Annotated in this window: 18 protein-coding genes and 1 pseudogene; 12 read left to right on the forward strand and 7 right to left on the reverse strand. The window is 62.4% G+C overall.

The genetic code is table 11. The annotated features are described in order from the left end of the window. Positions 1 to 41 precede the first annotated feature (41 nt). On the forward strand, positions 42 to 1223 hold the full coding sequence (locus tag ACQZ5H_RS28365; protein ID WP_112720029.1) for an efflux RND transporter periplasmic adaptor subunit: 1182 nt from the start codon (positions 42 to 44) through the stop codon (positions 1221 to 1223). Continuing rightward, entirely contained in the window at positions 1220 to 4408 is a 3189-nt protein-coding gene (locus ACQZ5H_RS28370) for an efflux RND transporter permease subunit (protein ID WP_449099668.1), read from the forward strand. The genes ACQZ5H_RS28365 and ACQZ5H_RS28370 overlap by 4 nt, the downstream gene beginning before the upstream one ends. 9 nt (positions 4409 to 4417) lie before the next feature. On the opposite strand, the gene ACQZ5H_RS28375 is transcribed toward ACQZ5H_RS28370, so the two are convergent. The 4 genes from ACQZ5H_RS28375 to ACQZ5H_RS28390 form a co-directional block, all read right to left on the reverse strand. Further along, on the reverse strand, positions 4418 to 5425 hold the full coding sequence (locus tag ACQZ5H_RS28375) for an acyltransferase family protein (protein WP_449099669.1): 1008 nt from the start codon (positions 5423 to 5425) through the stop codon (positions 4418 to 4420). A gap of 47 nt (positions 5426 to 5472) precedes the next feature. Further along, positions 5473 to 6738: an O-antigen ligase family protein gene (locus ACQZ5H_RS28380; protein WP_199627714.1), complete on the reverse strand. Its 1266-nt coding sequence runs from the start codon at positions 6736 to 6738 to the stop codon at positions 5473 to 5475. 13 nt (positions 6739 to 6751) lie between these two features. After that, a complete protein-coding gene (locus ACQZ5H_RS28385; RefSeq protein ID WP_130284042.1) occupies positions 6752 to 8017 on the reverse strand; it encodes a polysaccharide biosynthesis/export family protein in 1266 nt (421 codons plus the stop codon). A 75-nt stretch (positions 8018 to 8092) separates the two neighbouring features. Continuing rightward, entirely contained in the window at positions 8093 to 8773 is a 681-nt protein-coding gene (locus tag ACQZ5H_RS28390) for a sugar transferase (RefSeq protein WP_130284044.1), read from the reverse strand. Between the two features lie 785 nt (positions 8774 to 9558). Between ACQZ5H_RS28390 and ACQZ5H_RS28395 the strand changes: the two genes are divergently transcribed. Continuing rightward, complete coding sequence (locus tag ACQZ5H_RS28395; RefSeq protein ID WP_449099670.1) at positions 9559 to 9843, forward strand: exopolysaccharide production repressor protein; 285 nt, start codon at positions 9559 to 9561, stop codon at positions 9841 to 9843. Positions 9844 to 9953: 110 nt separating this feature from the next. After that, positions 9954 to 10952 carry a glycosyltransferase family 2 protein gene (locus ACQZ5H_RS28400; RefSeq protein WP_449099671.1) on the forward strand — a complete coding sequence of 333 codons (999 nt, stop codon included), beginning with the start codon at positions 9954 to 9956 and terminating at the stop codon, positions 10950 to 10952. A gap of 3 nt (positions 10953 to 10955) precedes the next feature. On the opposite strand, the gene ACQZ5H_RS28405 is transcribed toward ACQZ5H_RS28400, so the two are convergent. Then, positions 10956 to 11915: a glycosyltransferase family 2 protein gene (locus tag ACQZ5H_RS28405; RefSeq protein ID WP_449099672.1), complete on the reverse strand. Its 960-nt coding sequence runs from the start codon at positions 11913 to 11915 to the stop codon at positions 10956 to 10958. A 532-nt stretch (positions 11916 to 12447) separates the two neighbouring features. Between ACQZ5H_RS28405 and ACQZ5H_RS28410 the strand changes: the two genes are divergently transcribed. From ACQZ5H_RS28410 to ACQZ5H_RS28440, 7 genes and pseudogenes are all read left to right on the forward strand, one after another. Continuing rightward, a complete protein-coding gene (locus ACQZ5H_RS28410; RefSeq protein WP_130284050.1) occupies positions 12448 to 13566 on the forward strand; it encodes an acyltransferase family protein in 1119 nt (372 codons plus the stop codon). A 3-nt stretch (positions 13567 to 13569) separates the two neighbouring features. After that, positions 13570 to 14361: an endo-1,3-1,4-beta-glycanase ExoK gene (gene exoK, locus ACQZ5H_RS28415; protein WP_449099673.1), complete on the forward strand. Its 792-nt coding sequence runs from the start codon at positions 13570 to 13572 to the stop codon at positions 14359 to 14361. A gap of 81 nt (positions 14362 to 14442) precedes the next feature. Beyond that, positions 14443 to 15585, forward strand: a pseudogene (locus ACQZ5H_RS28420) (glycosyltransferase); the annotation flags it as partial. 60 nt (positions 15586 to 15645) lie between these two features. Then, on the forward strand, positions 15646 to 16641 hold the full coding sequence (locus ACQZ5H_RS28425; RefSeq protein ID WP_449099681.1) for a glycosyltransferase family 2 protein: 996 nt from the start codon (positions 15646 to 15648) through the stop codon (positions 16639 to 16641). After that, a complete protein-coding gene (locus ACQZ5H_RS28430; RefSeq protein ID WP_449099674.1) occupies positions 16641 to 17567 on the forward strand; it encodes a glycosyltransferase in 927 nt (308 codons plus the stop codon). Before ACQZ5H_RS28425 ends, ACQZ5H_RS28430 begins: the two co-directional genes overlap by 1 nt. Beyond that, on the forward strand, positions 17564 to 18568 hold the full coding sequence (locus ACQZ5H_RS28435) for a glycosyltransferase family 2 protein (protein WP_449099675.1): 1005 nt from the start codon (positions 17564 to 17566) through the stop codon (positions 18566 to 18568). Before ACQZ5H_RS28430 ends, ACQZ5H_RS28435 begins: the two co-directional genes overlap by 4 nt. Positions 18569 to 18574: 6 nt before the next feature. After that, positions 18575 to 20932, forward strand: a complete 2358-nt coding sequence (locus ACQZ5H_RS28440; protein WP_449099676.1) for a polysaccharide biosynthesis tyrosine autokinase — start codon at positions 18575 to 18577, stop codon at positions 20930 to 20932. Here ACQZ5H_RS28440 and ACQZ5H_RS28445 read toward each other — a convergent pair whose 3' ends face one another. Next, entirely contained in the window at positions 20933 to 21670 is a 738-nt protein-coding gene (locus ACQZ5H_RS28445) for a metallophosphoesterase (protein ID WP_449099682.1), read from the reverse strand. A 228-nt stretch (positions 21671 to 21898) separates the two neighbouring features. Here ACQZ5H_RS28445 and ACQZ5H_RS28450 point away from each other — a divergent pair, with 228 nt between their 5' ends. After that, positions 21899 to 22984 carry an acyl-CoA dehydrogenase family protein gene (locus ACQZ5H_RS28450; protein WP_449099677.1) on the forward strand — a complete coding sequence of 362 codons (1086 nt, stop codon included), beginning with the start codon at positions 21899 to 21901 and terminating at the stop codon, positions 22982 to 22984. On the opposite strand, the gene ACQZ5H_RS28455 is transcribed toward ACQZ5H_RS28450, so the two are convergent. Continuing rightward, positions 22985 to 23455: an RrF2 family transcriptional regulator gene (locus ACQZ5H_RS28455; protein ID WP_112720013.1), complete on the reverse strand. Its 471-nt coding sequence runs from the start codon at positions 23453 to 23455 to the stop codon at positions 22985 to 22987. It lies immediately after the preceding gene. Positions 23456 to 23527 lie beyond the last annotated feature (72 nt).

Below are 23527 nucleotides of genomic sequence, written 5' to 3' on the forward strand. Positions count from 1 at the left end.
TGAGATTGGCGGCATAACGGCCGCCCATACGGGGGATCGCTATGCCTTACTCTCTTCGTGCCGCCATTGCATTCGGCTTCGTCACGGCGCTCTTGCCGCTGACCGCTGGGGCCCAGGAAGCCGCAGCCCCGCCTCCCCCGCCCGTCACGGTCGCCAAGCCCGTTGTGCGCGACGTCGTCGACAATGACGAGTTCATCGGCCGTTTCGAGGCCGTGGACGAGGTTGCGATCCGCTCGCGCGTCGGCGGCTATCTGCAGGAAGTGCATTTCAGCGACGGCGCGATCGTCAAGCAGGGCGACCTGCTCTTCGTCATCGATCAACGCCCGTTCCTGACCGCCGTCAACGAAGCGAATGCCGCTCTCGAAGTGGCGAAATCGACGCTTTCCTATGCCGAGACGCAGTTCAAGCGCGCGGAATCCCTCGCCAATAGCGGCAGCCAGTCGGTCTCGACACTTGATGACCGCCGCCGCGACTGGGTTTCCGCCCAGGCAAACGTCCGCGGCGCCCAGGCGACTGCCGACCGCGCCGCACTCGACCTCGAATATACCAAGATCACCGCGCCGATCGGCGGCCGCATCGACCGCCGCCTGATCTCCGCCGGCAACCTCGTGCAGGCCGACCAGTCGATACTGACGACCATCGTCTCGCTCGATCCGATCGATTTCTATTTCGACGTCGACGAACGGCGCCTCCTGAACTTCGCCGAGACCGCCCGCTCCCGCGGTAGCGACCTGCAGGAAGGCGGTGGCGGCGTTCCGGTTCAGGTCCGCATCAGCGATTCCAGCCAGAAGCCTTTCGCCGGCAAGCTGAACTTCGCCGAAAACCGCGTCGACAACGCTTCCGGCACCATGCGCATCCGCGCCCGCTTCGAAAATCCGAACCTGATCTTGCAGCCGGGCCTATTCGGCCGCGTGCAGATCGAGGCCTCCAATACCTATAAGGCGATCCTCGTTCCCGACGAGGCGATCGGCTCCGACCAGAACCAGCGCGTTGTCTATGTTGTTGGCGCCGATGGCACCGTTTCGACCAAGCCGGTGAGACCGGGGCCGCGGCTCTATGGCTATAGAGCGATCCGCGAAGGCATGGACGGCACCGAGACGATCGTCGTCAACGGCCTGATGCGCGCCCGCCCCGGCTCGAAGATCACGCCGCAGATGACCGAGCTGCCGCAGAGCCGCGACGACATCCCGCCGGAAGCCGCAGGCATGGAGATGGCGCAATGAGGTTCGCCCATTTCTTCGTCGACCGGCCGATCTTCGCGTCGGTCCTCTCCATCGTGCTGCTGATCGTCGGGGGGCTCGCCTATTTCCAGCTCCCCGTCGCGCAGTATCCAGAAATCGCCCCGCCTACGATCGTCGTGCGCACCGCCTATCCGGGCGCCGATTCCGAGACCATCGCCAACACGGTGGCAACGCCGATCGAGCAGGAAATCAACGGCGTCGAGGACATGCTCTATATGTCCTCCTACTCGACCGCCGACGGCTCGATGGCGCTGACCATCACCTTCAAGCTCGGCACCGATCTCGACAAGGCGCAGGTCCTCGTCCAGAATCGCGTGGCGATCGCCGAACCGCGCCTTCCCGAGGAAGTCCGCCGTATCGGCATCACCACGGCGAAGAGCTCGCCCGACCTGATGATGGTCGTGCATCTCCTGTCGCCGAACTCGCGCTACGATCAGCTCTACGTCTCCAACTACGCCCGCAGCCGCATCCGCGATACGCTGGTGCGCCTCGATGGCGTCGGCGACGTCATCATCTTCGGCGAACGCGAATATTCGCTGCGCATCTGGCTGGATCCGGAAAAGCTCTCGGCCTACGGCATGACCTCAAGCGACGTCGTCCAGGCGCTGCGCGATCAGAACGTCCAGGTCTCCGGCGGCTCGATCGGCGGCCCACCGACCTCCGGCACCAATGCGTTCCAATATACAGTCACGACGGAGGGACGTTTCTCCGATGCCCGCCAGTTCCGCTATGTCATCGTCAAGGCGACGGAAAGCGGCCGCCTGGTGCAGCTGCAGGACATCGCCCGCATCGAGCTCGGCGCCAAGGACTATGTCACCAACAGCTATCTGAATGGCAAACCCGCCGTCGCGCTCGGCATCTTCTCCCGCCCTGGCACCAATGCGCTGGCGGCGGCCGCCTCGATCAAGCAGGCGATGCAGACCGCCGAGCAGGACTTCCCGGACGGCCTCTCCTACGACATCGTCTACAATCCGACCGAGTTCATCTCGGAATCGATCAACGAGGTCTATAAGACGATTGCCGAAGCGGCGATCCTCGTCGCCCTCGTCGTGCTGGTCTTCCTGCAGTCCTGGCGCACCGCGATCATCCCGATCGTCGCCATCCCGGTCTCGCTGATCGGCACCTTCGCCTTCCTGCTCGCCTTCGGCTTCTCGCTCAACATGCTGACGCTGTTCGGCCTGGTGCTGGCGATCGGTATCGTCGTCGACGACGCGATCGTCGTCGTCGAGAATGTCGAGCGCAATCTCGCCAAAGGCATGAGCCCGCGCGAGGCGGCGCATGTGACGATGGACGAGGTCGGCACCGCCGTTCTCGCCATCTCGCTGGTGCTGATCGCCGTCTTCGTGCCGACGGCCTTCATTCCCGGCATTTCGGGCCAGTTCTACCGGCAGTTCGCCGTCACCATCTCGGTGGCAACGGCGATCTCCGCCCTGAACTCGCTGACCCTGTCGCCGGCGCTTGCCGCCATCGTGCTGAAGCCGCACGACGCCCATCACAAGCCGAAAAACCCGATCTCGCGCGCCGGCAATGCGCTCGCCAACGGCTTCAACCGCGGCTTCGACAAGATGAGCGCCGGCTATTCCTGGGTGGTCAGCCACCTGGTGCGCACCTGGGCGGCGATCGGCGTCGCCCTCCTCGTCTTCGCCGGATTGCTCGGCCTCACTTATTATATGGGCAACATCGTGCCGCGCGGCTTCGTGCCGGTCATGGACCAGGGCTATGCGATCGTCGTCGTGCAGCTCCCTGACGGCGCCTCGCTGGCCCGTACCGATGCGGTCGTGCAGCGGGCCTCCGAGATCATCCGCAACACGCCTGGTGTCAAGAATGCCGTCGCCTTCTCCGGGTTCAGCGGCGCCACCTTCACCAATGCCTCGAATGCCGGCGTCGTCTTCGCCGCCTTCGATACGTTCGAAAACCGTCTGGAGCACCACCAGAATGCCGGCCAGATCATCGGCCAGCTCTATGGCAGCCTGCAGAGCATCCAGGAGGCCTTCATCATCGCCATACCGCCGCCGCCGATTTCAGGCATCGGCAATGCCGGCGGCTTCAAGATGCAGCTGGTGGACCGCGAGGGTTCGGACATGCGCCGGGTTCTCGGCGCCGCCTACCAGATCATGGGCAAGGCCAACCAGACACCGGGACTTGCTGGCGTCTTCACCACCTTCTCGGCCTCCAGCCCGCAATATTTCCTGGAGATCGACCGCGACAAGGCACGCGCCTTGAACGTGCCGATCCCCAATATCTTCGATACGCTGTCGATCAATCTCGGTACGTCCTACGTCAACGACTTCAACGCCTTCGGCCGCGTCTATCAGGTCCGCGCCCAGGCCGATCAGCAGTACCGCGTCGAGCGTGACAATATTCTGGCGCTGAAGGTTCGCTCGGCGACCGGGGCGCTCGTGCCGCTCGGCACGCTGGTCGAGATCAAGGACACATCCGGTCCCTCACTCGTCCAGCATTATAATATGTATGTCTCGGTACCGCTGCAGGGCAACGCCGCCCCCGGCGTCTCCACCGGCAGCGCGCTCAACACCATGGAGGGTGTGGCAAAGAGCATCCTGCCGGCGGGCACGACCTTCGAATGGACCGAACTCGCCTACCAGGAAAGGAACACCGGCAACACGGCGATCTACATCTTCGCGCTCTCGGTGATCTTCGTCTTCCTGGCGCTTTCGGCGCAATATGAAAGCTGGATCCTGCCGCTGGCGATCATCCTGATCGTCCCGCTTGCCATCCTCGCGGCGCTGACAGGGGTGCATCTGCGCGGAATGGACAACAACATCCTGACGCAGATCGGCCTGATCGTGCTGATCGGCCTGGCCGCCAAGAACGCCATCCTGATCGTCGAATTCGCCAGACAGGCGGAAGAGGAAGGCAAGACGGCGATCGAAGCGGCGATCGAAGCCAGCCATCTGCGCCTGCGGCCGATCCTGATGACCGCCTTCGCCTTCATCTTCGGCGTCGTGCCGCTGATGATCGCGACCGGCCCCGGCGCGGAAATGCGCCAGTCGCTCGGCACGGCGGTCTTCTCGGGCATGCTGGGTGTTACGATCTTCGGCCTGTTCCTGACGCCGGTCTTCTACGTGCTGCTGCGCGCCCGCTACCGCAACAAGGCGGCGACGCGCGCAACCCCGCCCGAGCAGCAGGCCGAGGAGGCTGCGCAGTAAATCAGGAGATCAGGAGGGGCGCCGCTGCAGATCGCGGCGCTTCAGGCCTTCGCCGGAAAAGATCTTCCGCAGCGGCTTTTCGATCAGTTCGTAAGCCGCAACCCCGGTGATCGTGCCGCCGACGATGGCGCCGAGCAGCGTCAGTCCGCCGTCAAGGCCGAGGATTTCCGCGGCCTTGACGGCAACCGAGATCGTCAGCGTGTGCCAGAGATAGATCGAGTAGGAGGCGTCGCCGAGATAGGTGAGAACCGGCACCCGGCCGATGCTGCCGCCGGTTTCCAGCGACACCATGCCGAAGACCAGCGCCATGGCGAGCGGCCCGCAGATGAACTCGTCGAACTCCGCGCCCATCAGGTAGATCGCCGCAAAGCCGCAAAGAGCAGCGCCGACGCAGGCAAGCCCGAGGCTCGTCCCCGCCACCTTGCGCCGCAGCCAGAGCTCGGCGATGAAGACCCCACCGAGGAATTCGAGAATGATCGGCCGCGTATAGGTGGCGAGCGCTGCCGACTGCGGATCCCAGATGAGACCGGCAGCGAAGAACAGCCCGAAGACCACCGTCAGGAACAGCAGGCGCCAGGCGCGCGGCAGGAACAGCGCGCCGGCAAAGAGCACATAGAAGAACATCTCGAAATTCAGCGTCCAGCCCTGCACCAGCACCGGCCAGATCTCACCGGTGCTCGGTGACCGCACCGGAATGAAGAACAGCGAGCCGAGCAGATGGCCGGCGCTGAGCTGCAGGTTCGGGAAGAGCCCGGCGATCGCGCCCGCGACCATGATGCCGGTCACCAGCCAGTAGGACGGCGCAATGCGCTTCAGGCGGTCGAGCAGGAAGCGCTGCGGCGTTACCGGGCGCCGGTCGCTGATCACCCACATGATGAAACCCGAAATGACGAAGAACACGTCGACGCCTGCCGCGCCGATGGCGAAATGGCCACCGGTGCGCTCGGCCGCGTGGAACACCACGACCGCAAGCGCCGCAAAGGCACGCAAATACTGGATCCCGTAGAGGGTCTTCATGCAGTTTCCTCATGATGCCGCGAGACTGCGGCGGGGCAATGAAATGATCAGGAATGTGCAGCTGGTATGGATTCGTAGCGCCGCAGCTCGGCCATCGCCGAGCGCTTCCGCGCCCCGGCGAGCTTGCCCGCCGTGTAGTAAAGCAGGAAGGTGCCGACATTATACGGCGTCAGCACGTCGATCTCGACGAAGGAGCGGATCGTCAGCAGCACGGCAATGCCGAGCAGCAGATAGGACTCGTCGTTGCGGACGTCCTCGATGACGCGGCGTAGATGCCCCCAGATCATCGCCAGGATCGTGCCGGCGAGGATGAGGACGCCGGTCAGCCCGAGCTCCACGGCTGTCTCGATATAGGTATTGTGGAAGTGGAAGCCACTGCGCGAGCCGATGAAGAACTCTTCCCAGAGGCGCTCCGGCTCCGAGAAGCCCTGCACCCAGTAGGCCTGATAGCCGATGCCGACGGCCGGGTTCTGTTTCCAGGCCTCGATGCCCTGCTGCCAGAGATAGGTGCGGCCCGTCAGCGTCGAATCCTTGCCGAACAGCCCCAGCACCAGATCGACGACGCCGAGATAGACGCTCGCCACGATCAGGATGATCGCCGCGACACCGCCGCCGATGACGAGCAGTTTGCGCTGGTTTGGCGACAGGAACAGCACGCCGCGCAATCCGATCAGCAGCGCCACGATGACGGCGGTGGTCAGCACCGACGTTGCCGATTGCGAGGCGAGAAGGCAGTAGGCGGCCATCAGCCCGACAGCACCCGACACCATCATCCAGAGCCGCCGCTCGCCATAGATGAAGACAGCGGCGAAGGCGAAGATGATGCCGATCGAGGCATAGAAGCCGAGCTGGTTCTTCGAGGCAAACGCGCCGACGAAGCTGTAGGTCCCGTCGAGCGGATCATATTCGTAATAGCCGAACAGGATCGAATAGAGCAGCACGACCGCCGCGCCCGCCACCGCGCCGAGCGTCAGCGTGCGGACATCGACGGTGCGCACCGCGATCAGCGCGCAGAGCACCTGCGTGAAATACTGGATGCTGGCGCGCATCGACACGCTCGGCACCTGCGACCAAAACACCGAGAGGAAGGCGAAGGCGGCGAAGGCATAGAGCCAGACGAACTTGCTGTGACTGCCGAGCACCTTCTTGTAGTCGACGGCGATCAGCGGCAGCCAGAGCGCATAGTACAGCAGGATCGCCGCCTGCCCGAAACGGATCGAATAGGCAAAGCAGAACATCGAGAGCGCGACCGCCGGAATGGCATAGGCCGCGTTCACGCCTGGAGTAATAATTGCCGATTTGGCGATCCGCATGCGGTCTCCGCTTCTATCGCATCGCGACCCCGGCCGTGACCTTGATCAGGTCGCCCGGCTCGAGGGCCATGTTCTCCTGCACCGGAATTTCCTTCGACTGCCCGTCGACTTCGCGGACGATCGAATAGTTGATATTCGCGGCATTCTCGGGGTCGAAGCGCGCTGCATCGCTCGATTGCGCCAGCGCTTCCGACATCAGCGCATCGCTGGTCGAGAGTTTCAGGTTGAGCGTGTCGAGATCGGATTCGGTGTCCTGCAGCTCCTGGGCAAGCTTGGCGTCCCAGTCGTTGCGCAGCGTGATCTCGTCCTGGTTGGCCTTGCTGATATCCTGCTTGGCCTTCAGTGAATTGGTATCGATATCGAGAAGCGTTGCCTCGATATCGGCGGCGCGCTGTTCTGCGGTCAGTTTGCGGGCGCTGAGCGCCAGACCCTTTTCGGCAAGATTCTCGATCTTGTCGCGATCTTCCTTGGCGAGTTCGAGCTGACGCGTCTGCGTTTCGGTCTTCTTCGCCAGAGATTCGATTTCGGCCTGCAGCAGCGATTTCAGGTCGTCGAGCGCCTGAAGCTGCAGCGTCAGCCGCTTCTTGCGCGTATCCTTCAACGCCGCTTCGCTGGCCATCAAGGCTTTGCCATCCGGCAAATCCTTGAGTTCCGCCGGCATGTCGATGGCATCGCTGTTCTGCGTCTCGGCCTGCAGACGGGCGCGGCGCGCAATCAGCCGGTTCTTCTCCGAGGTGTAGACGACAGCGTCACCCTTGGCATTGATGAAGTCGCGAGCAAAGCGCTGGCCGGCGTCGGCGCGGCGAAGTCCGCCCGCAAGGCTCACGGCTTTGACCACCGTGAGATTGGGCGCGAACGGATATTCGCCGGGCTTTTCGACATCGCCTGTCAGAAACACGGGACGGAACTCGGCAAGTTCAACAGATGCCGAGGGCCGGTCCTTGAGACCGAACTGCTTTTGCAGTGCGGTACCGATTTCCTGCGCGATCGCGTCCGTCGTCTTTCCAGAGGCTGGGAGGTCGCCAATGAACGGCAGCGAGAGGCTGCCCGACGGGCCGATCGAGTAATCGCCGCTGACCACGGACCAGTCGCGGATCGCGCCCTCCGCCGTCTGCCATTCGGCAACGCGGATGCGCAGCTTGTCCATCGTGCCGAGCTGATAGTCGGCAGCGCCGGCAAGTCCGGCTGAGCCGATCAGAACACCAAAGCCCGCCACGATGGCGAGACTGGAGGTAATGGACCGGCGTGCCGTGAGGCGGCGAAAAAGGAAATCTTTCATTCAGTCTTCCTCGTGAATTTGCACGGCAAGCCAATCGGCGGCACCGTGCGAACGTATCGAGCTGTGGAAGCGGCGTTAGTAGCTACCGCGCTGCATGCAGACGGCAGGGATCGTCCGGGCGATGATCATGACGTCACGCGTCAGAGACCAGTTTTCGACATAGTGGGTGTCGAATGCGACACGCGTGGCATAGGAGACGTCGTTGCGTCCGCTGATCTGCCACAGGCCGGTGAGGCCGGGACGTGCCTGAAGATAGAAGACGGCCGAAGACTCATAGAGCTCCAGTTCGTCACGTACGACGGGACGCGGCCCGACGACGCTCATTTCGCCGCGAATGATATTGATGAGCTGCGGAAGCTCATCAAGGCTGAGCTTGCGAAGCACGCTGCCGATCACGGTCACCCGCGGATCGTCCTGCAGCTTGCGGGTCGCACGCCACTCATCCATCGCCTTCGGATTATTGCGCAGGTGCTCCTGCAGCACCCTGTCACCGTCGGTGACCATGGTGCGGAACTTCAGGCAACGGAATTCCTGTCCGTTATGTCCGATACGGCGATGACCATAGAAGGCCGGCCCCTTATCGGAGAGTTTGACGAGCAGCATCACCATCAGGAAAATCGGGCTCAGGAAAACGAGGCCGAGTGATGCAGCAGTAATATCGAATGCGCGCTTCATGATCCCGCCTGTCGGCGGAAACACGTTTGCATGAACCACGCCAAAGAATGGCGTACTGTCCGATCTCGTCGCAGACTTCATAGAGTTAACTCCACTTATGTTTGCCGTTTGGTCGGTATGCCCAGGTCGCTGAGGTAGCGCTGACAGGTTCGGAGTGTATGGGCGGATTTTGTTTTTTTAAGCCACAATTTGAAGACGGGTGTGTAACAGGGGGCTTTTGGAAACCGTGTTCACCTTTTTCTTTCTTTAGGATTAGCTCAAATTAATATGCAAAGCATGCAATGTTTCCGTCTAAGTCGGCTGCACTGCACTAATGCCGTCGGAGTTTGCTTTGCGCTGCAAAAAGACTGAAGAACAAATCCTTTCGGGAAATTCGAAAAGCATTTGCAAAAAGCCCGCGGCCACTATCGCGAGTACCGAAATGTTATTTGCGCGTAGCCGCATATATTGCGTCGCACCATCCATTTTGCACTGCACACTCAAATCGTTTTAGATGAAATCTTTGTAATAAAAGTTGAACGCATAGAGCTCTCAGGCGTTGTCCTGACAATGCAAATGTGGCGCGAGCCAAGGCGTGCAATGCCCCATTACAGACAACCCTGGGTAAGGTTTTGCCCTTTTCTGACGTACGGCCCGCAAATCGCATGGTTACCGGCCGTCCGGCGATTTTAGGCAAAGCTGGGAGGAAATCTTAAGCGGAGCACTGTAGAAAACCTGCAACGGCCTACGAAAGATTGAAGGTACTAATGCTTTCGTTCTGTTGAAACTCAGGGCCTGCTAAAATATATCGAGTAAAGGGTCCTTAGGAGGAAGCCCGAGTTCAGTGACTGTTCATTGAACCAACCTCCTAAAGGGAGGCAAACGTCATGTATGCACCTCGCGTTTTCGTTAGCATGATCGGCGCACTCGCCGTTTTTGCCGTGGCAACCTATGTGTTGAACGGTTCCCTGACGACGACTCTCATACAAACGGCGATCTGCGCGGTTCTCCTGCAGATAGGCTACTTCGGTGGCGTACTTTTCCTCGTGTGGAAGGAAGCGCGTGCGCGCAATGCCGCCAAGGGCATGTCATCCGCCATGGCGCCGGCGCGCGACGACAAGGACAAGATCCCGGTCAGCCCCTTCAACAATTCCGAGCCGTTCAATCAGTAAGCGGCCCTCGCCTGGGCCGTCCCGGGCGGCGTAATATCTTTTGAAGACCTCTCGCATTGCCCCCGCGGCGCTGGCGTCCTAACTGTTGCGGCAACAACGGAGGGCACGACGTGGTTGCAAGCGTATGCGTGATCATCGCCGCCAAGAACGCGGCTGATACGATCGGACTGGCCGTCAATTCGGCTTTGCGCGAGAAGGAAGTGGCCGAAGTCGTCGTCATCGACGACGGCTCCAGCGACGGCACGGCCGATGCGGCGCGCGCCGCGGATGATGCAAGCGGACGGCTGAACGTCGTCTCCTTCGAGAAGAACCGCGGCCCATCGGCAGCCCGCAATCACGCGATCGACATCTCCACAGCGCCGCTGATCGCCATCCTCGATGCCGACGACTTCTTCTTCGAGGGCCGCTTCGGGCGCATGCTGGCCGAGGACGACTGGGATTTCGTCGCCGACAACATCGCCTTCGTCGATTCGGAAACGGTGACGCGCGCCCCGGAGCAGCTCGACCGTTTTCCGGACCGCCCCCTCTTCCTCGATCTCGTCGCCTTCGTCGACGGCAACATCTCCAAGCGTGGCGTGCGCCGCGGCGAGATCGGCTTCCTGAAGCCGGTCATGCGCCGCAGCTTCCTCGATGCGCACAAGCTGCGCTACCGCGAGGAGATGCGTCTCGGCGAGGATTACGAGCTCTATGTCCGCGCGCTCGCCAATGGCGCCCGCTATAAGGTGATCCATTCCTGCGGCTATGGCGCGGTCGTGCGCGGCAACTCGCTGAGCGGCAGCCACCGCACCGACGACATCCGCAAGCTCTATGAGGCCGATCGCGCGATCCTCGCCTCCTGCAAGCTGACGGCGGAAGATGCGGCGGCTGTGCGCCGCCACGAAAGCCATGTGCGCGGCAAATACGAGCTGCGTCATTTCCTCGATGTGAAGAAGCAGTCCGGCCCGGCAGCCGCGCTAAGCTATGCGCTCGCCAATCCGGGTGCCGTCCCGGCGATCGCCGTCGGCATCTTCATGGACAAGACCGAGCGCTTCCGCAGTCCCGGCGGCGTCGAGATCGCGACGCGGGGTGCCGGCGGCTTGCGCTACCTGCTTCCCTCGCCGGCCGATTGACGGCTATTTCGAGAACTTGCCACCCGCGAGCTTGAAGGCGCTGGCAAACAGCGCCGGATCGCGGCATGCCCAGTGGAACAGCAGGCGGAAATCCGGCAGGCGCGCCTTGCGCATCCGCTTCGCCTGGCTCCAGAGCGCCATCTTGCGCGCCCGCGTCTTGTAATCCTTGATCGTCGAGATTTCGTTCGGCCGCGCCGCGAAGCGCGTTTCCAGCCGGTCGAGCGCCATCCAGGTGATGAACTGCTGCTTCAGGAACTGCGGCGATTCGTTATCGACGCCGTGGAAGATGTTGATCCCCTCGCCGCGCAACGCGCCCGCCTCGCCGCAGAGCAGCACCTGGCGCGCCGCCAGCATGCAATCGCAGAAGAACAGCACGTCCTCGGCCGCCAGCCTCAGCGCCGCGTCGAAGCGCACCGTCTCGATCAGCGGCCGGCCGATCACCATGCAGGACATGTGCAGGAACGCCCAGTTCTTCAGCATGACGCCGGCGATATCCGGCAGCTCGATGATCAGCGGCGCATCCGAAAGCCGATGCGCCCCTTCGCTCTTTTCGAGATCGGCGATGCCGAAATGATAGTCGAATTCCTCGCCGCCATGGATCGACGCCCAATAGCAATCGCCATCAAAGCTCTGCATCGCCGAATAGGCGTTCTGCAGATGGTCAGGCGTCCAGATATCGTCCGAATCGAGGAAGGCAGCATAGCGGCTGACAGCCGGGACATTGTCGAGGCCGGTATTACGCGCGCCGCCCGGCCCAGCATTCGCTTGGCGGATGACGGTGATTCTCGACCGCTCCTCGGCGCCAAGCGGCTTCAATTCGTCCTCGGCCGGATAGGGCGACTGGTCGTCGACCACGAGAACATCGAAATCCCTGTAGGTCTGCGCAAAGACCGAAGCCAGCGCCCGCCGCAGAATGCCGTCCTCGCGCTGGTAAAACGGGATGATGATCGTAAAGGTCGCCATTCTTTCTCCTGACAGGCCAGAGCGGTGAGTGCGCATCTAGCGCCGGATCATCCGGGGGCAAGTTGCTGCGCCGCAGCATGATGAAGGGCATTCCGGCCGAAATTTGTCAAAGGCAGACATCAGCGATACCAGCGGCGGCTGTGCCGATTAGACCCAAATGGGGGTGATCCGAACACATTTCAGCCGCAATCCGGACCTGCGCATTGTAACAAAACACAGGACATCCTTCACTAAAGCGGAAAAACTTTTCCACGCGGGTCACGCTTCTCAACAGGCGGAAACGTTTTATGATCACTTTCGGAAATACATTGGCGCAAAGGCCCTGCAGCATATTTGCAACTGCCGTAACGGCACCCGACACGCCATGGTAGCTGCGATTTCGCTCCGTTACAAAACGAGACTCGCGATCACTTTTTGCTGCAGTGCCATATTTTCTTCCGGCAAAACGCTCTAGCTTTTCGTCTGCGGGCCAGAGTCTGCTCTTTGAAACGGCTGCAGGGGAGGTGCAGCTCCAACAGGGGTGACAGATAACGTGAACGTTGACGCTAACGTATCCTCGCGGATCAACCTGATGCGCATCGTGCTCATTTCGGGCATTGTGTTCGTCCACATACCATTCGACCCTGCGAATACGCCGTTCAATGGAAACTACGGTTTCTTCGACTGGCTGCGGGTGTTCCTGAGCGAAGCGCTCTTCCGTGTCGGGGTCCCGTGCCTCAGCGCCATTTCCGGCTACCTGCTGTTTCGCGGCGGGATGGAAGGCTTCAACTATACGAAGACGGTGCGCACCAAGGCGCAGACCGTCTTCCTGCCGTTCCTGATCTGGAACACGCTGTTTTTCATCGCGGTCCTGGCGATCCTCGCGGTCGGCATCGGCGACGGCTATGTCATCAGTCCCTATCAATCGAGCTTCCGCGAACTGCTGAGCCAGCTGTTTGCCGCCGAAGCCTTCCCGGCGAATATCCCGCTCTACTTCCTGCGCGATCTCTTCGTCTGCATCCTGATTTCCCCGATCCTCGCGTGGCTGGTGCGCCGCGCGCCGCTTTTGACGCTCTCGACGCTGCTGCTGCTGGCGCTCGTGCCGCAGTTGTCGCTCTACATCGTCATCAAGCGCTCGATCCTGTTCAGCTTCACCTTCGGAATCTATGCCAGCCTCTACAAGCTGGACATCAAGGCGCTGGACCGCTTCGCCCCGCTCGGCGTTTTCCTGCTCTTCGCACTGTCGGCACTGCTGGCGACCGCGATCTATGCAACCGGCCCGTCGATGCCCGACTGGGTGGAGCTGTCGCGCAATGCGCTGGCGATCGGCGGCGCCGCCGGCTTCTGGATGTTGTCGGCACTGCTGATCAAGACCTCGGTCGGCCAGCGCCTGTCGAAGACCGGGAGCCTGAGCTTCTGGATCTTCTGCGCCCACTACCCCCTGCTCATCCTGCTCTTCATGGTCTGGGGCAAGACGGGCGTCGATTTCTACCCGCTCTTCTTCTGCGGCTGCCTGCTGGTGCTTTTCCCGCTGCTGGCGCTCTCGAACGGTCTGGTGCGCAGCAATGCGCCGAAGCTCTACGCCGTCCTGACCGGCGGCCGGACGAAGAAGGGTCCGCACTCCCCATCCCGCCGGGATATCCCGGCCGATTTCGTTCCACAGCAAAGGTGAGACATGACGACCACAATCGCCCATGCGCGACTGCTTTGGCTGACTTTGACTGCGGGTGCCGCCCTCGTCGGCGCCCTCCCCGCATCTGCCCAGCAGGCAACAGGCACATCCTTCGTCGATGACTTCGACAAGATCGACCGCAGCGTCTGGTATATTTCCGACGGCTGGAACAATGGCGCGCATCAGAACTGCACCTGGTCGAAGAACCAGGTGAAGACCGAAGACGGAAAGCTGGAACTGGGCTTTGCCGAGGGCAAGTCGAAGGACCGCAACTATCTCTGCGGCGAGATCCAGACCAAGAAGCGCTTCAGCTACGGCACCTACGAGGCGCGCATCAAGACGGCGACCGGCCCCGGCCTGAACTCGGCCTTCTTCACCTATATCGGCCCGGCCGACAAGCAGCAGCATGACGAGATCGATTTCGAAGTGCTCGGCAAGGATAGCGGCACCGTGCAGGTGAACCAGTACATCAAGGCCAAGGGCGGCAACGAGAAGCTGGTGCCGGTCGGCAAGCCCGCCGATCAGGGCTTCAACGACTATGCCTTCGTCTGGGAACAGAACCGCCTGCGCTACTACCTGAATGGCAAGCTGGTTCAGGACGTCACGGATCCCAGCAAGATCCCGCAGAGCCCGCAGAAGATCTTCTTCAGCCTCTGGGGCACGGACACCCTGGCCGGATGGATGGGCAAATTCGCCTACACCCAGCCGACGACGATGCAGATCGATCGGATCGCCTACACCGCGCCCGGCGACAAATGCCAGTTCCCGGAATCGATTGCCTGCACGCTCAACTGAGCGTGCATCCGGTCTCTGAGACTTGCCTAGCACACCCCCGAAACGGACTCCGGCAGAGCCGGTCTACGCACAGGAGCATTGATGCTGAAAGTCCTTTATCTGGTGCATGATCTGGCCGATCCGGCCGTGCGCCGCCGCGTGCTGATGCTGACCGAGGGCGGCGCTGCCGTCACCCTCGCCGGCTTCCGCCGCGGCGACAATGCACTTGCGGAGGTGAGCGGAGTAAAGCCGATCGAGCTCGGCCGCACGGCCGACGGAAGGTTCGCCCAGCGCATGGGCGCGGTCGCAAAGGCGGCAATCCGTCTGCGTGGACTGTTGAAGGGCGTCGAACGCCCCGATGTCATCATCGGCCGCAATCTGGAAGCGCTGGCCGTCGCCGATCGCGCGAGCACAATCTTCGGCGGCGTGCCCGTCGTCTATGAATGCCTCGATATCCACCGCCTTCTCCTCAGCGACAAGGCGCCGGGCAAGGCGCTGCGCCGGGCCGAGGCCCATTTCGGCCGCAACGCCCGCCTGGTCCTGACGAGCTCGCCGGCCTTCATCGAAAACTACTTTGCCCCGAAATCGGCCCTGAAGGCACCGATCGCGCTTCTGGAAAACAAGGTGCTTTCGCTGGCGGGAATGCCGCAGGCCGCCTCGCTGCGCCTGCCGCCGCAACAGGGCGAGCCCTGGAAGATCGGCTGGTTCGGCGCGCTCCGCTGCCGCAAGTCGCTGGAACTGCTTGCCGATTTCACCCGCCGCATGGAAGGCCGCGTCGAGGTCATCCTGCGCGGACGCCCGGCCTATTCCGAATTCGAGGATTTCGACGCCTTCGTCGCGAAAGAGCCCTATCTCAGTTTCCGCGGCGCCTACAAGAACCCGGAGGATCTCGCCGATATCTATGGCGAGGTGCATTTCTCCTGGGCGATCGACTTCTTCGAGGAAGGCCAGAACTCCTCCTGGCTGCTGCCGAACCGGCTCTATGAAGGCTGCCTCTATGGCAGCGTGCCGATCACCGTCGAGGGCACAGAGACCAATCGCTTCGTCGCATCGCGCGGTCTTGGCCTGACGCTCGGCGAACCATCCGCAGTCGCGCTGCAGGCGATGTTCGAGGGGCTGACGGCCGAACATTACGGCTCGCTCTCCTCGGCGGTTTCGTCCACCGACCGCCGCACCTGGATGACCGAACGCGCCGATTGCCGCGCGCTGGTCGAAACGCTCTCCAATCTTGGACCGGCCGCTGCCGAGGGGCGCGCCGCCGGTTCCGTTGTCACTGCTCCCGCAGCTCAAGAAGGGTTGACTGCAATGAAGACTGATGTTTGTTCCAGCGTCTCCAGCCTCATCATCATTCCCTGCCTGAACGAAGCCAAGCATATCGAGCCGCTGATCGAAAAGCTCGATCCGGCGCTCGAAGAGCTCAATGCCCGCATCGTCGTTGCCGATGGCGGCAGCACCGACGGCACCCGCGAGATCGTCGCCCGCATCAGCGAGAGCGATCCGCGCATCATCCTGCTCGACAATCCGCGCCGGCTGCAGAGCGCCGCGATCAATCTCGCCGTCAACACCTTCGGCCGCGACTACGAATATTTCATCCGCATCGACGCGCATGGCGACTATCCGGACGATTATTGCCAGCGCCTCGTTGAGGAAGCCGAACTGACGGAAGCCGATTCCGTCGTCGTCGCCATGGAAACGGTCGGCTTCGGCATTTTCCAGAAGGCAACGGCCTTCGCCCAGAACTCCAAGCTCGGCAATGGCGGCTCCAAACATCGCGAGGGCGCCGAGGGCCATTGGACCGATCACGGCCACCACGCGCTGATGCGCGTCAACGCCTTCGACACCGTCGGCGGCTACGACGAGACATTCAGCCATAATGAGGACGCGGAATTGGACTACCGTCTGAAAAAGGCGGGGTTCGGCATCTGGATGACCGACAAGACGCGGATGATCTACTATCCGCGTTCGAGCGTGAAGACGCTCTTCCGGCAATATCTCGGCTACGGCCGGGGACGCGCCAAGAACATCCTGAAGCATGGCAACTTGCCGAAGCTTCGTCAGATGCTGCCGCTTGCTGTCGTGCCGGTCTTCATCGGTGCGTTTCTTGCCGTGCTGAACTGGATCGCCGTGATCCCCTTCAGCCTGTGGGCAATCGCCTGCGTCGGCTACGGCTTCTGGATGGCCGTCGGCCAGCGCAATCCTTACGGGCCGCTCGCGGCCTTCTCGGCCATGGTGATGCATTTCGCCTGGTCCGCCGGTTTCTGGATGGAGCTCCTGAGCTTCCGCAACCGGAAGGTCTCCTGATGAAGGACCAGATCATGCAGATCGACATTGGTGTTTGCACATACCGGCGCGCGTCGCTGGACGAAGCCCTGCTTTCGCTCGCCGTCCTCGCCGTGCCCGAGAATGCCAGGCTGCGCATCATCGTTGCCGATAACGACCAGACCCGCAGCGCCGAAGGCCGCGTCGAGGCCCTGCGCTCGACCATTCCCCATGAGATCGCCTATGTGCATTGCCCGGCATCGAACATCTCGATCGCCCGCAACGCCTGCCTCGAAAACGCCACTGGCGACTACCTCGCCTTCATCGACGACGATGAGGACGCCTCGGAGAACTGGCTGGTAGAGCTGCTGCACACCGCTGAAAAGAGCGGCGCCGATGCCGTACTCGGCCCGGTCCGCAGCGTCTATTCGCAGACGGCACCCGCCTGGATGCGCGAGGGCGATTTCCACTCCACCCTGCCCGTCTGGGTCGATGGCGAAATCCGCACCGGCTATACCTGCAATGTTCTGCTCAATCTGAATTCGCCGCGCGTCGCCGGCCGCCGCTTCAATCTGGCGCTCGGCAAGACCGGCGGTGAGGACACCGAGTTCTTCAGCTACATGCATCACGACGGCGGCAAGATCGCCTTCGCGCCGGAAGCCCATGTCTATGAACCGGTTTCGGAAAACCGCGCCGGCCTCTCCTGGCTTGCCAAGCGCCGCTTCCGCTTCGGCCAGACGCATGGCCGCCTGCTGCAGGAAAAGAACAGCGGTTTCGCCCGCCTGAAGCATATCGGCCTCGCCACCGCCAAGGCCGGCTATTGCCTCGGCGTCGCGGCTGTCTGCGTTCTCGTTCCGGTTCCGCGCTATCGCTATGCGCTGCGCGGCACCATGCATATCGGCGTCGTCAGCGGGTTGCTCGGCGTTCGCGAAATCCGCCAATACGGCGCTGTCGAGGGGGCTGCATGAGCGAAAAGCTGCCCGACATCAGCTTTATCATTGCAGCCTACAATGCTGCCGAAACGCTGGACAAGGCGATCGGCAGCGCTTTGGCGCAGACGGATGCGACGGTGGAAATCATCGTCGCCGACGACTGCTCGAGCGATGCGACGCGTGCGGTCGCCGCTGCCTATGGCGGCAATGTCCGCCTCGTCGCCCTCGAAAAGAACGGCGGCCCCTCGGCAGCCCGCAATGCGGCGATCGATGCGGCCCGCGGCCGCTGGCTGGCAACACTGGACGCCGACGACACGATCGAGCCGGATCGCCTGAAGCGCATGATCGCGCGCGCCGAAGCAGCTGGTGCCCAAATCGCCGTCGACAACATGCGGGTGATCCGCGCCGACGGCACGGCACCCGAAACCATGTTCTCGCCCGCCGCTCTCGCCACGACGCCGGAGCTGACGCTTGCGAATTTCATCCGCTCCAACGCGCTGTTCCGCAACGAGCACAATTTCGGCTACCTGAAGCCGGTCTTCGAGCGCGCTTTCATCGAGCGGCACGGCCTGCGCTTCGACGAAAACCTGCGCATCGGCGAAGACTATCTCTTCCTCGCCTCGGCGATGGCGCTCGGCGCCACCTGCGTTTTCGAACCGGAGCCGGGCTACAACTATCACATCCGCGAGGGATCGATCTCCCGCGTCCTTCGTCTCGATCATATCGAGGCGATGATGGAAGGCGACCGCCGGTTTCTCGCCCGCCACAGCCTCGATGCCACGGCAACGGCAGCACAGAAATTCCGCGCCCGCAGCCTCCGCCAGGCGCATGCCTTCCTCGAACTGGTCGAAAGCATCAAGCGCCGCTCCCTCTCGGGAGCAATCCGGGCGGCCTGGCGCGATCCGCTGGCCGTTGCCCATCTCAGAATGCCCATCGCAGTCCGTTTCAACCGCATGACGGCGGCCCTTCGCGGCGCTGCCGCTCAGAATACGGAAATCACAGTCACAGGCGGCGCTTCGCGCTCGCGCAAAGGATAAGAGCCCATGAATCAACGAAACCTGACCCTGCACAGCACAGTTCCGAAGGCCCCTGACGATTCCGATAGCTTTATCGACATCGATCGCCTGATCGCCATTGTGATCCGCCGGGCCGGTTCGATTGCGCTCTGCGTTGCCGCGCTTGTGGCAGTCGCTGCCGTTTACCTGCTGTTCGCGACCCCGCAATATACCTCGATGACGCAGATCCTGCTGGATGACAGCATGACCAAATATGCCGAGGATCAGGCACCCGCCGCCAGCTCCCAGCAGGTGGACATGCAGATCGCCAGCGCCGTCGAGATCCTGAAATCGACCGAACTGGCGCTGCGCGTCGTCGACGCCCAGAACCTCTCGGAAAACCAGACGATCCTCGATCCCGGCCAGGGACCCGTGGATCTCGTCAAGTCCGGCCTCAAGGTCGTCGTCAGCGCATTGACGCCAGGCGGCCCGCCGGTCTCCGACGACGACGCCAAGGAAGGCCGCCGCCAGAAGGCCGCCGCTTTGCTGCAGCAGGCGCTCAACGTTTCGCGCGTTACCCGCAGCTCGGTCATCGCGGTCTCCTTCCGCTCGACCGACAAGCTGCTCGCCGCGCGCATCACCAAGGCCTATGCCGACGCCTATCTGAACGATACGCTTAACGCCAATTTCGACGCCACCGAGCGCGCCTCCGTCTGGCTGCAGGAACGCCTCGCCGACCTGCGCAACCGTTCGCAGGAAGCCGCACTCGACGTCGCCAAGTTCAAGAGCCAGAACGGCCTGACCTCGGCTAACGGCGAACTGATGTCCGAGCAGCAGCTCGCCGACCTCAACAAGCAGCTGATCGTCGCCCAGGCCGATACCGCCAGCGCCTCGGCCCGCTACAACCAGTTCAAGTCGATCGTCGATCAGGGACCTGAAGGCGCCGTCAACAACGCGGCGATCTCGTCCGGCCAGACCGACAATTCGGTCATCCAGGATCTGCGCACGCGCTATATCTCGGTCAGCCGCCGCGAAGCCGAGATCACCACCAATTTCGGCGCCGACCATCCGCAGGCCGTGCAGCTGCGCGGCGAGAAGGAAGACCTGACCCGCCAGATCTTCCAGGAACTGCAGCAGCTGACCTCAAGCTACCGCAACGAATTCGAAGTGGCCCGCTCGCGCGAAGCGTCGCTGCGCCAGAATATCGAGCACCTGACCGGCAAGAACTCCGAATCCAACGAGTCGATCGTCAAGCTCAACGATCTGGAACAGCGCGCAACGGCGCTGAAGACGCTCTACGAATCCTACCTAGCCCGCTACGAGCAGGCCTCGCAGCAGCAGTCCTTCCCGATCGCCAAGGCCCGCGTCATCTCGGAAGCCGGCGTTCCGGCATCGCCCTCCAGCCCGAAGAAGACCATGACGCTGGGCCTCGCCATCGTGCTCGGCCTGATGGCCGGCGGCGCGCTGACGGCGTTCCAGGAATTCCGCGAACGCTTCTTCCGCGTCGAGGGCGATGTACGCACCATCCTCGGCCTGAAGTTCCTCGGCTACCTGCCGCTGGTCGGCAAGCCGCCGAAGGAGCGCAAGGTCTTCAAGCCGCGCAAGGAGCCGCTGCCCAAGCCGGTGGAAATGCCGGCCGATGACGGCGCCAGCTTCGAGCGCATCATGCGCATCGTCCTCGAAGCGCCGCGCTCGGTCTTTGCCGAAACGCTGCGCAACGCCAAGCTCGCCAGCGATGTCATGTTCCAGGGCAAGTCGGACCGCGTCATCGGCGTCGTCTCCGCTCTCCCCGGCGAAGGCAAGTCGACGACTGCGGCGAACTTCGCCGCGCTGCTCGCCTCCAGCGGCAAGCGCACGCTGCTGATCGACGCCGACCTTCGCAACCCCGGCCTGACCCGCATGCTGAAGCAGCCGCCGGAAAAGGGTCTTGTGGAAGCCGTGCTCGGCGAAATCCCGTGGGCCAGCGCCGTCAAGGTCGACAACCGCACCAAGCTCGCCATCCTGCCGGTCGTTTCCAACGACAACCTGATGCACACGAGCGAGCTGCTGGCATCGCAGGGCATGTTCAACCTGATGGAAAACGCCCGCAAGATGTTCGACTACGTCGTCGTCGACCTGGCGCCGCTCGGCCCGGTCATCGACGCCAAGGCCTTCGCTCCGCAGGTGGACGGCTTCCTGTTCGTCACCGAATGGGGCCAGACGCCGACGACGGTGGTGCGCGACATTCTGAACGCCGAACCGCAGATCAAGCAGAAGATCCTCGGCGTCATCCTCAACAAGACGGATATGTCGGAGCTCAGCAAGTTCAGCAATTTCGGCGGCACCGAACGCTACCGCCAGAAATATGTGAGCTATTACACCGAGGAAATGCCGCGCAAACCGGAGCCGGCGGAAACCAACGCCTGATCAGGTGGAGAAGATATGGACCTGACCGCGCCAGAACCGGGCGACGGTCAGGCTGCCGCTCTTGAAGGCCCGGGTGTCGAGATTGAGCCGCATCGGCTGGATATCGGGCTCGGGCACCGGCGTATGACCATGTACGACGAGCTTCGGCAGCGACCGGTCGGCATAGAAGAAACGGTCGCGGATGAAGACCAGGTCCTCGTCGCTCTGCATGCTGAGCGGCACGCCGGGATCGATCCCGGCATGGACGAAGAGGATATCCGGCGTATCCGCATAGATCGGCATGTCGCGCATGAAATCGATATGCGACTTCGGCAGCGACTGGCGGATAAAGGTGTCGAGCTTCGAGGTCGTCGGGAAGATCAGCGGCAGATGATCGGGATCGAGCCCATAGGACCGCAGCAGCGCATCGGCCCCCATCCGCATCCATTCGGTGTAGGAAATCTTGCCGTCGATATAATCGAGCATCATGATTTCATGATTGCCGGTCAGGCAGATGCGATCGAAATTCTCCGGCGGCGGCATCATCAGATGCGAAATCACCTGCGCCGAGGACGGACCGCGGTCGATATAATCGCCGAGCGTGATGATAAGCTTGCGGCCCGGAAGGCGCGCCGCATCCCTGACAATCGTATGCTCCGCCATCTCCAGAAGGTCATGGCGGCCGTGGATATCCCCGATTGCATAGATCGGCATGTCGCCTGGATCGAATTGGAGGCGCTGCCGGGCTGGCGGTGACATGGTCTGAACCTCACGGTCGTCGTCTGCGAAAGAGTGAGCCATAATCGATCCCGGGCGATGCTGGAAGCGGTGACGTTCGAATTGTGAGCTTTACGAGATAGTTAGGCAAAGTGCCGCAGCTGACAAGCCGGTAGAAAAATTCAAACCATACCGATTTTGTAGAAAAACCGGCCTTATCAATCGAGGTAGGATCGATCACTCATACGGGCATCAGGAAGAGAATGACCGATGGGAACGATATCGCAACTGCACGACCGGCTGAGACCGCCGGCCGACCGGATCGAGAGCGAGGAGGCAGCCGTAGCCGCCGCCCGTAGGCTTGCCGCCGGCTTCCGCCGTCAATCGAGCGAGCGCGATATCAACCGCATTCTCCCCTTCCCGGAACTCGATGCCCTCTCGCTCTCGGGTCTGACCGGGATCACCGTTCCCCCGGAATATGAGGGCCTTGATGTCAGCAACGCGCTGCTTGCCGAGATCGTCGCGATCATCGCCGAGGGCGACGCCTCGATCGGCGAATGCCTGGCGATCCACTTCGCGGCGCTCGAAGGCCTGCGGCTGCACGGCGGCGAAGATCTGCAGCGGCTGTTATTCTCGCGGGCGCTATCAGGCGACCGCTTCGCTACAGCGTCATTTCCGGCTGATTCCATCACCACCTTACCGCTCGGCCATCGAATCGACGGCCGCAGCGCGCAGGCGCCGGGCGTACTTTTTGCCGACTGGCTGGTGATCTCAGGCGCGGCGGACAACCAACTCCTCTACGTCAACCGCAGAAGCGAGGGACTGCAATCCGTCGACAGCTGGGATGGTTTCGGACAGCGCACCAACGGAACCGCGCTGCTCGTTGCCGAAAACGTTCAGGCGCGCGCCGATGCGGCCGTCCGGCAGGGCGCACCGGCAGCAGCGATGACCGCCCTGCTCAATGCCGGAGTCGATCTCGGCATCGCCCGCGCTGTTCTGTCGGAATTGCAGGAGACCAGCGCCGTCCCGGCCGCGGCAGGCACCCTGATCGTCGGCATCGAGGCGGCAGCCGCCCTTCTGGAGCGCGCCGGTCACCGGCTCGATATCGCCCAGATCAATTCAGGCCCGGCAATCGCCGACGCCGAATTCTCCGCCACAGCCGCCCAAGCGCACGCGAGTGAGCTCGCGCTACGCACCGCAACCGCCATCTTCGAAATCGCCAAGGGGGATACGGGAGGCATCGGCCTCAATCTCGACCGCCACTGGCGCAACGCCCGTATCCGGGCGCTCGGCAGCAAACTCGAACGCCTGCATGCCAAGGCAGCAGCCCATTACAGCCATAGCTGGGAAATCTGATCAGCTGGCAGCAGAAACCGGCAGCACCTCGTCCTCGCCGCCGTCAGCAAGATTGCCGCCTTTGGCGACGAACTGTTCCAGCGTCATGTTGTCGAGAATATCGGCGATCGCATCGCGCACTTCGGTCATCGATCTGCGCACATGACAGGTTTCGGGATCCGAACAGTCGTCGCAGGCTTCGTAAGCCGTGCGGCTGGCGCAGCGAATCGGCGCCAACGGGCCGTCGAGCGTGCGGATTACATGACCGATCCTGATCTCGGAAGCCGGCTTCGACAGCGAGTAGCCGCCGCCCGGCCCCTTTTTCGAGCGCAGGATGCCGACATTGCGCAATTCGAGCAGGATCGTATCGAGGAACTTCTTCGGGATATTGTTGCGCGCGGCAACGTCATTGATGAAGGCCGTCTCGCCGGGCGCCAGCTTCGCCAGATCGACGAGCGCCTTGAGCCCGTACTTTCCCTTTTTCGTCAACATCTTCGATAGCCCTGCACAATCCGCGCCATATGCTTTCGCTTACTGCCAAATAACGCCGAAAGCGTGGGCACG

This window comes from Rhizobium sp. 21-4511-3d (genome assembly GCF_053522545.1).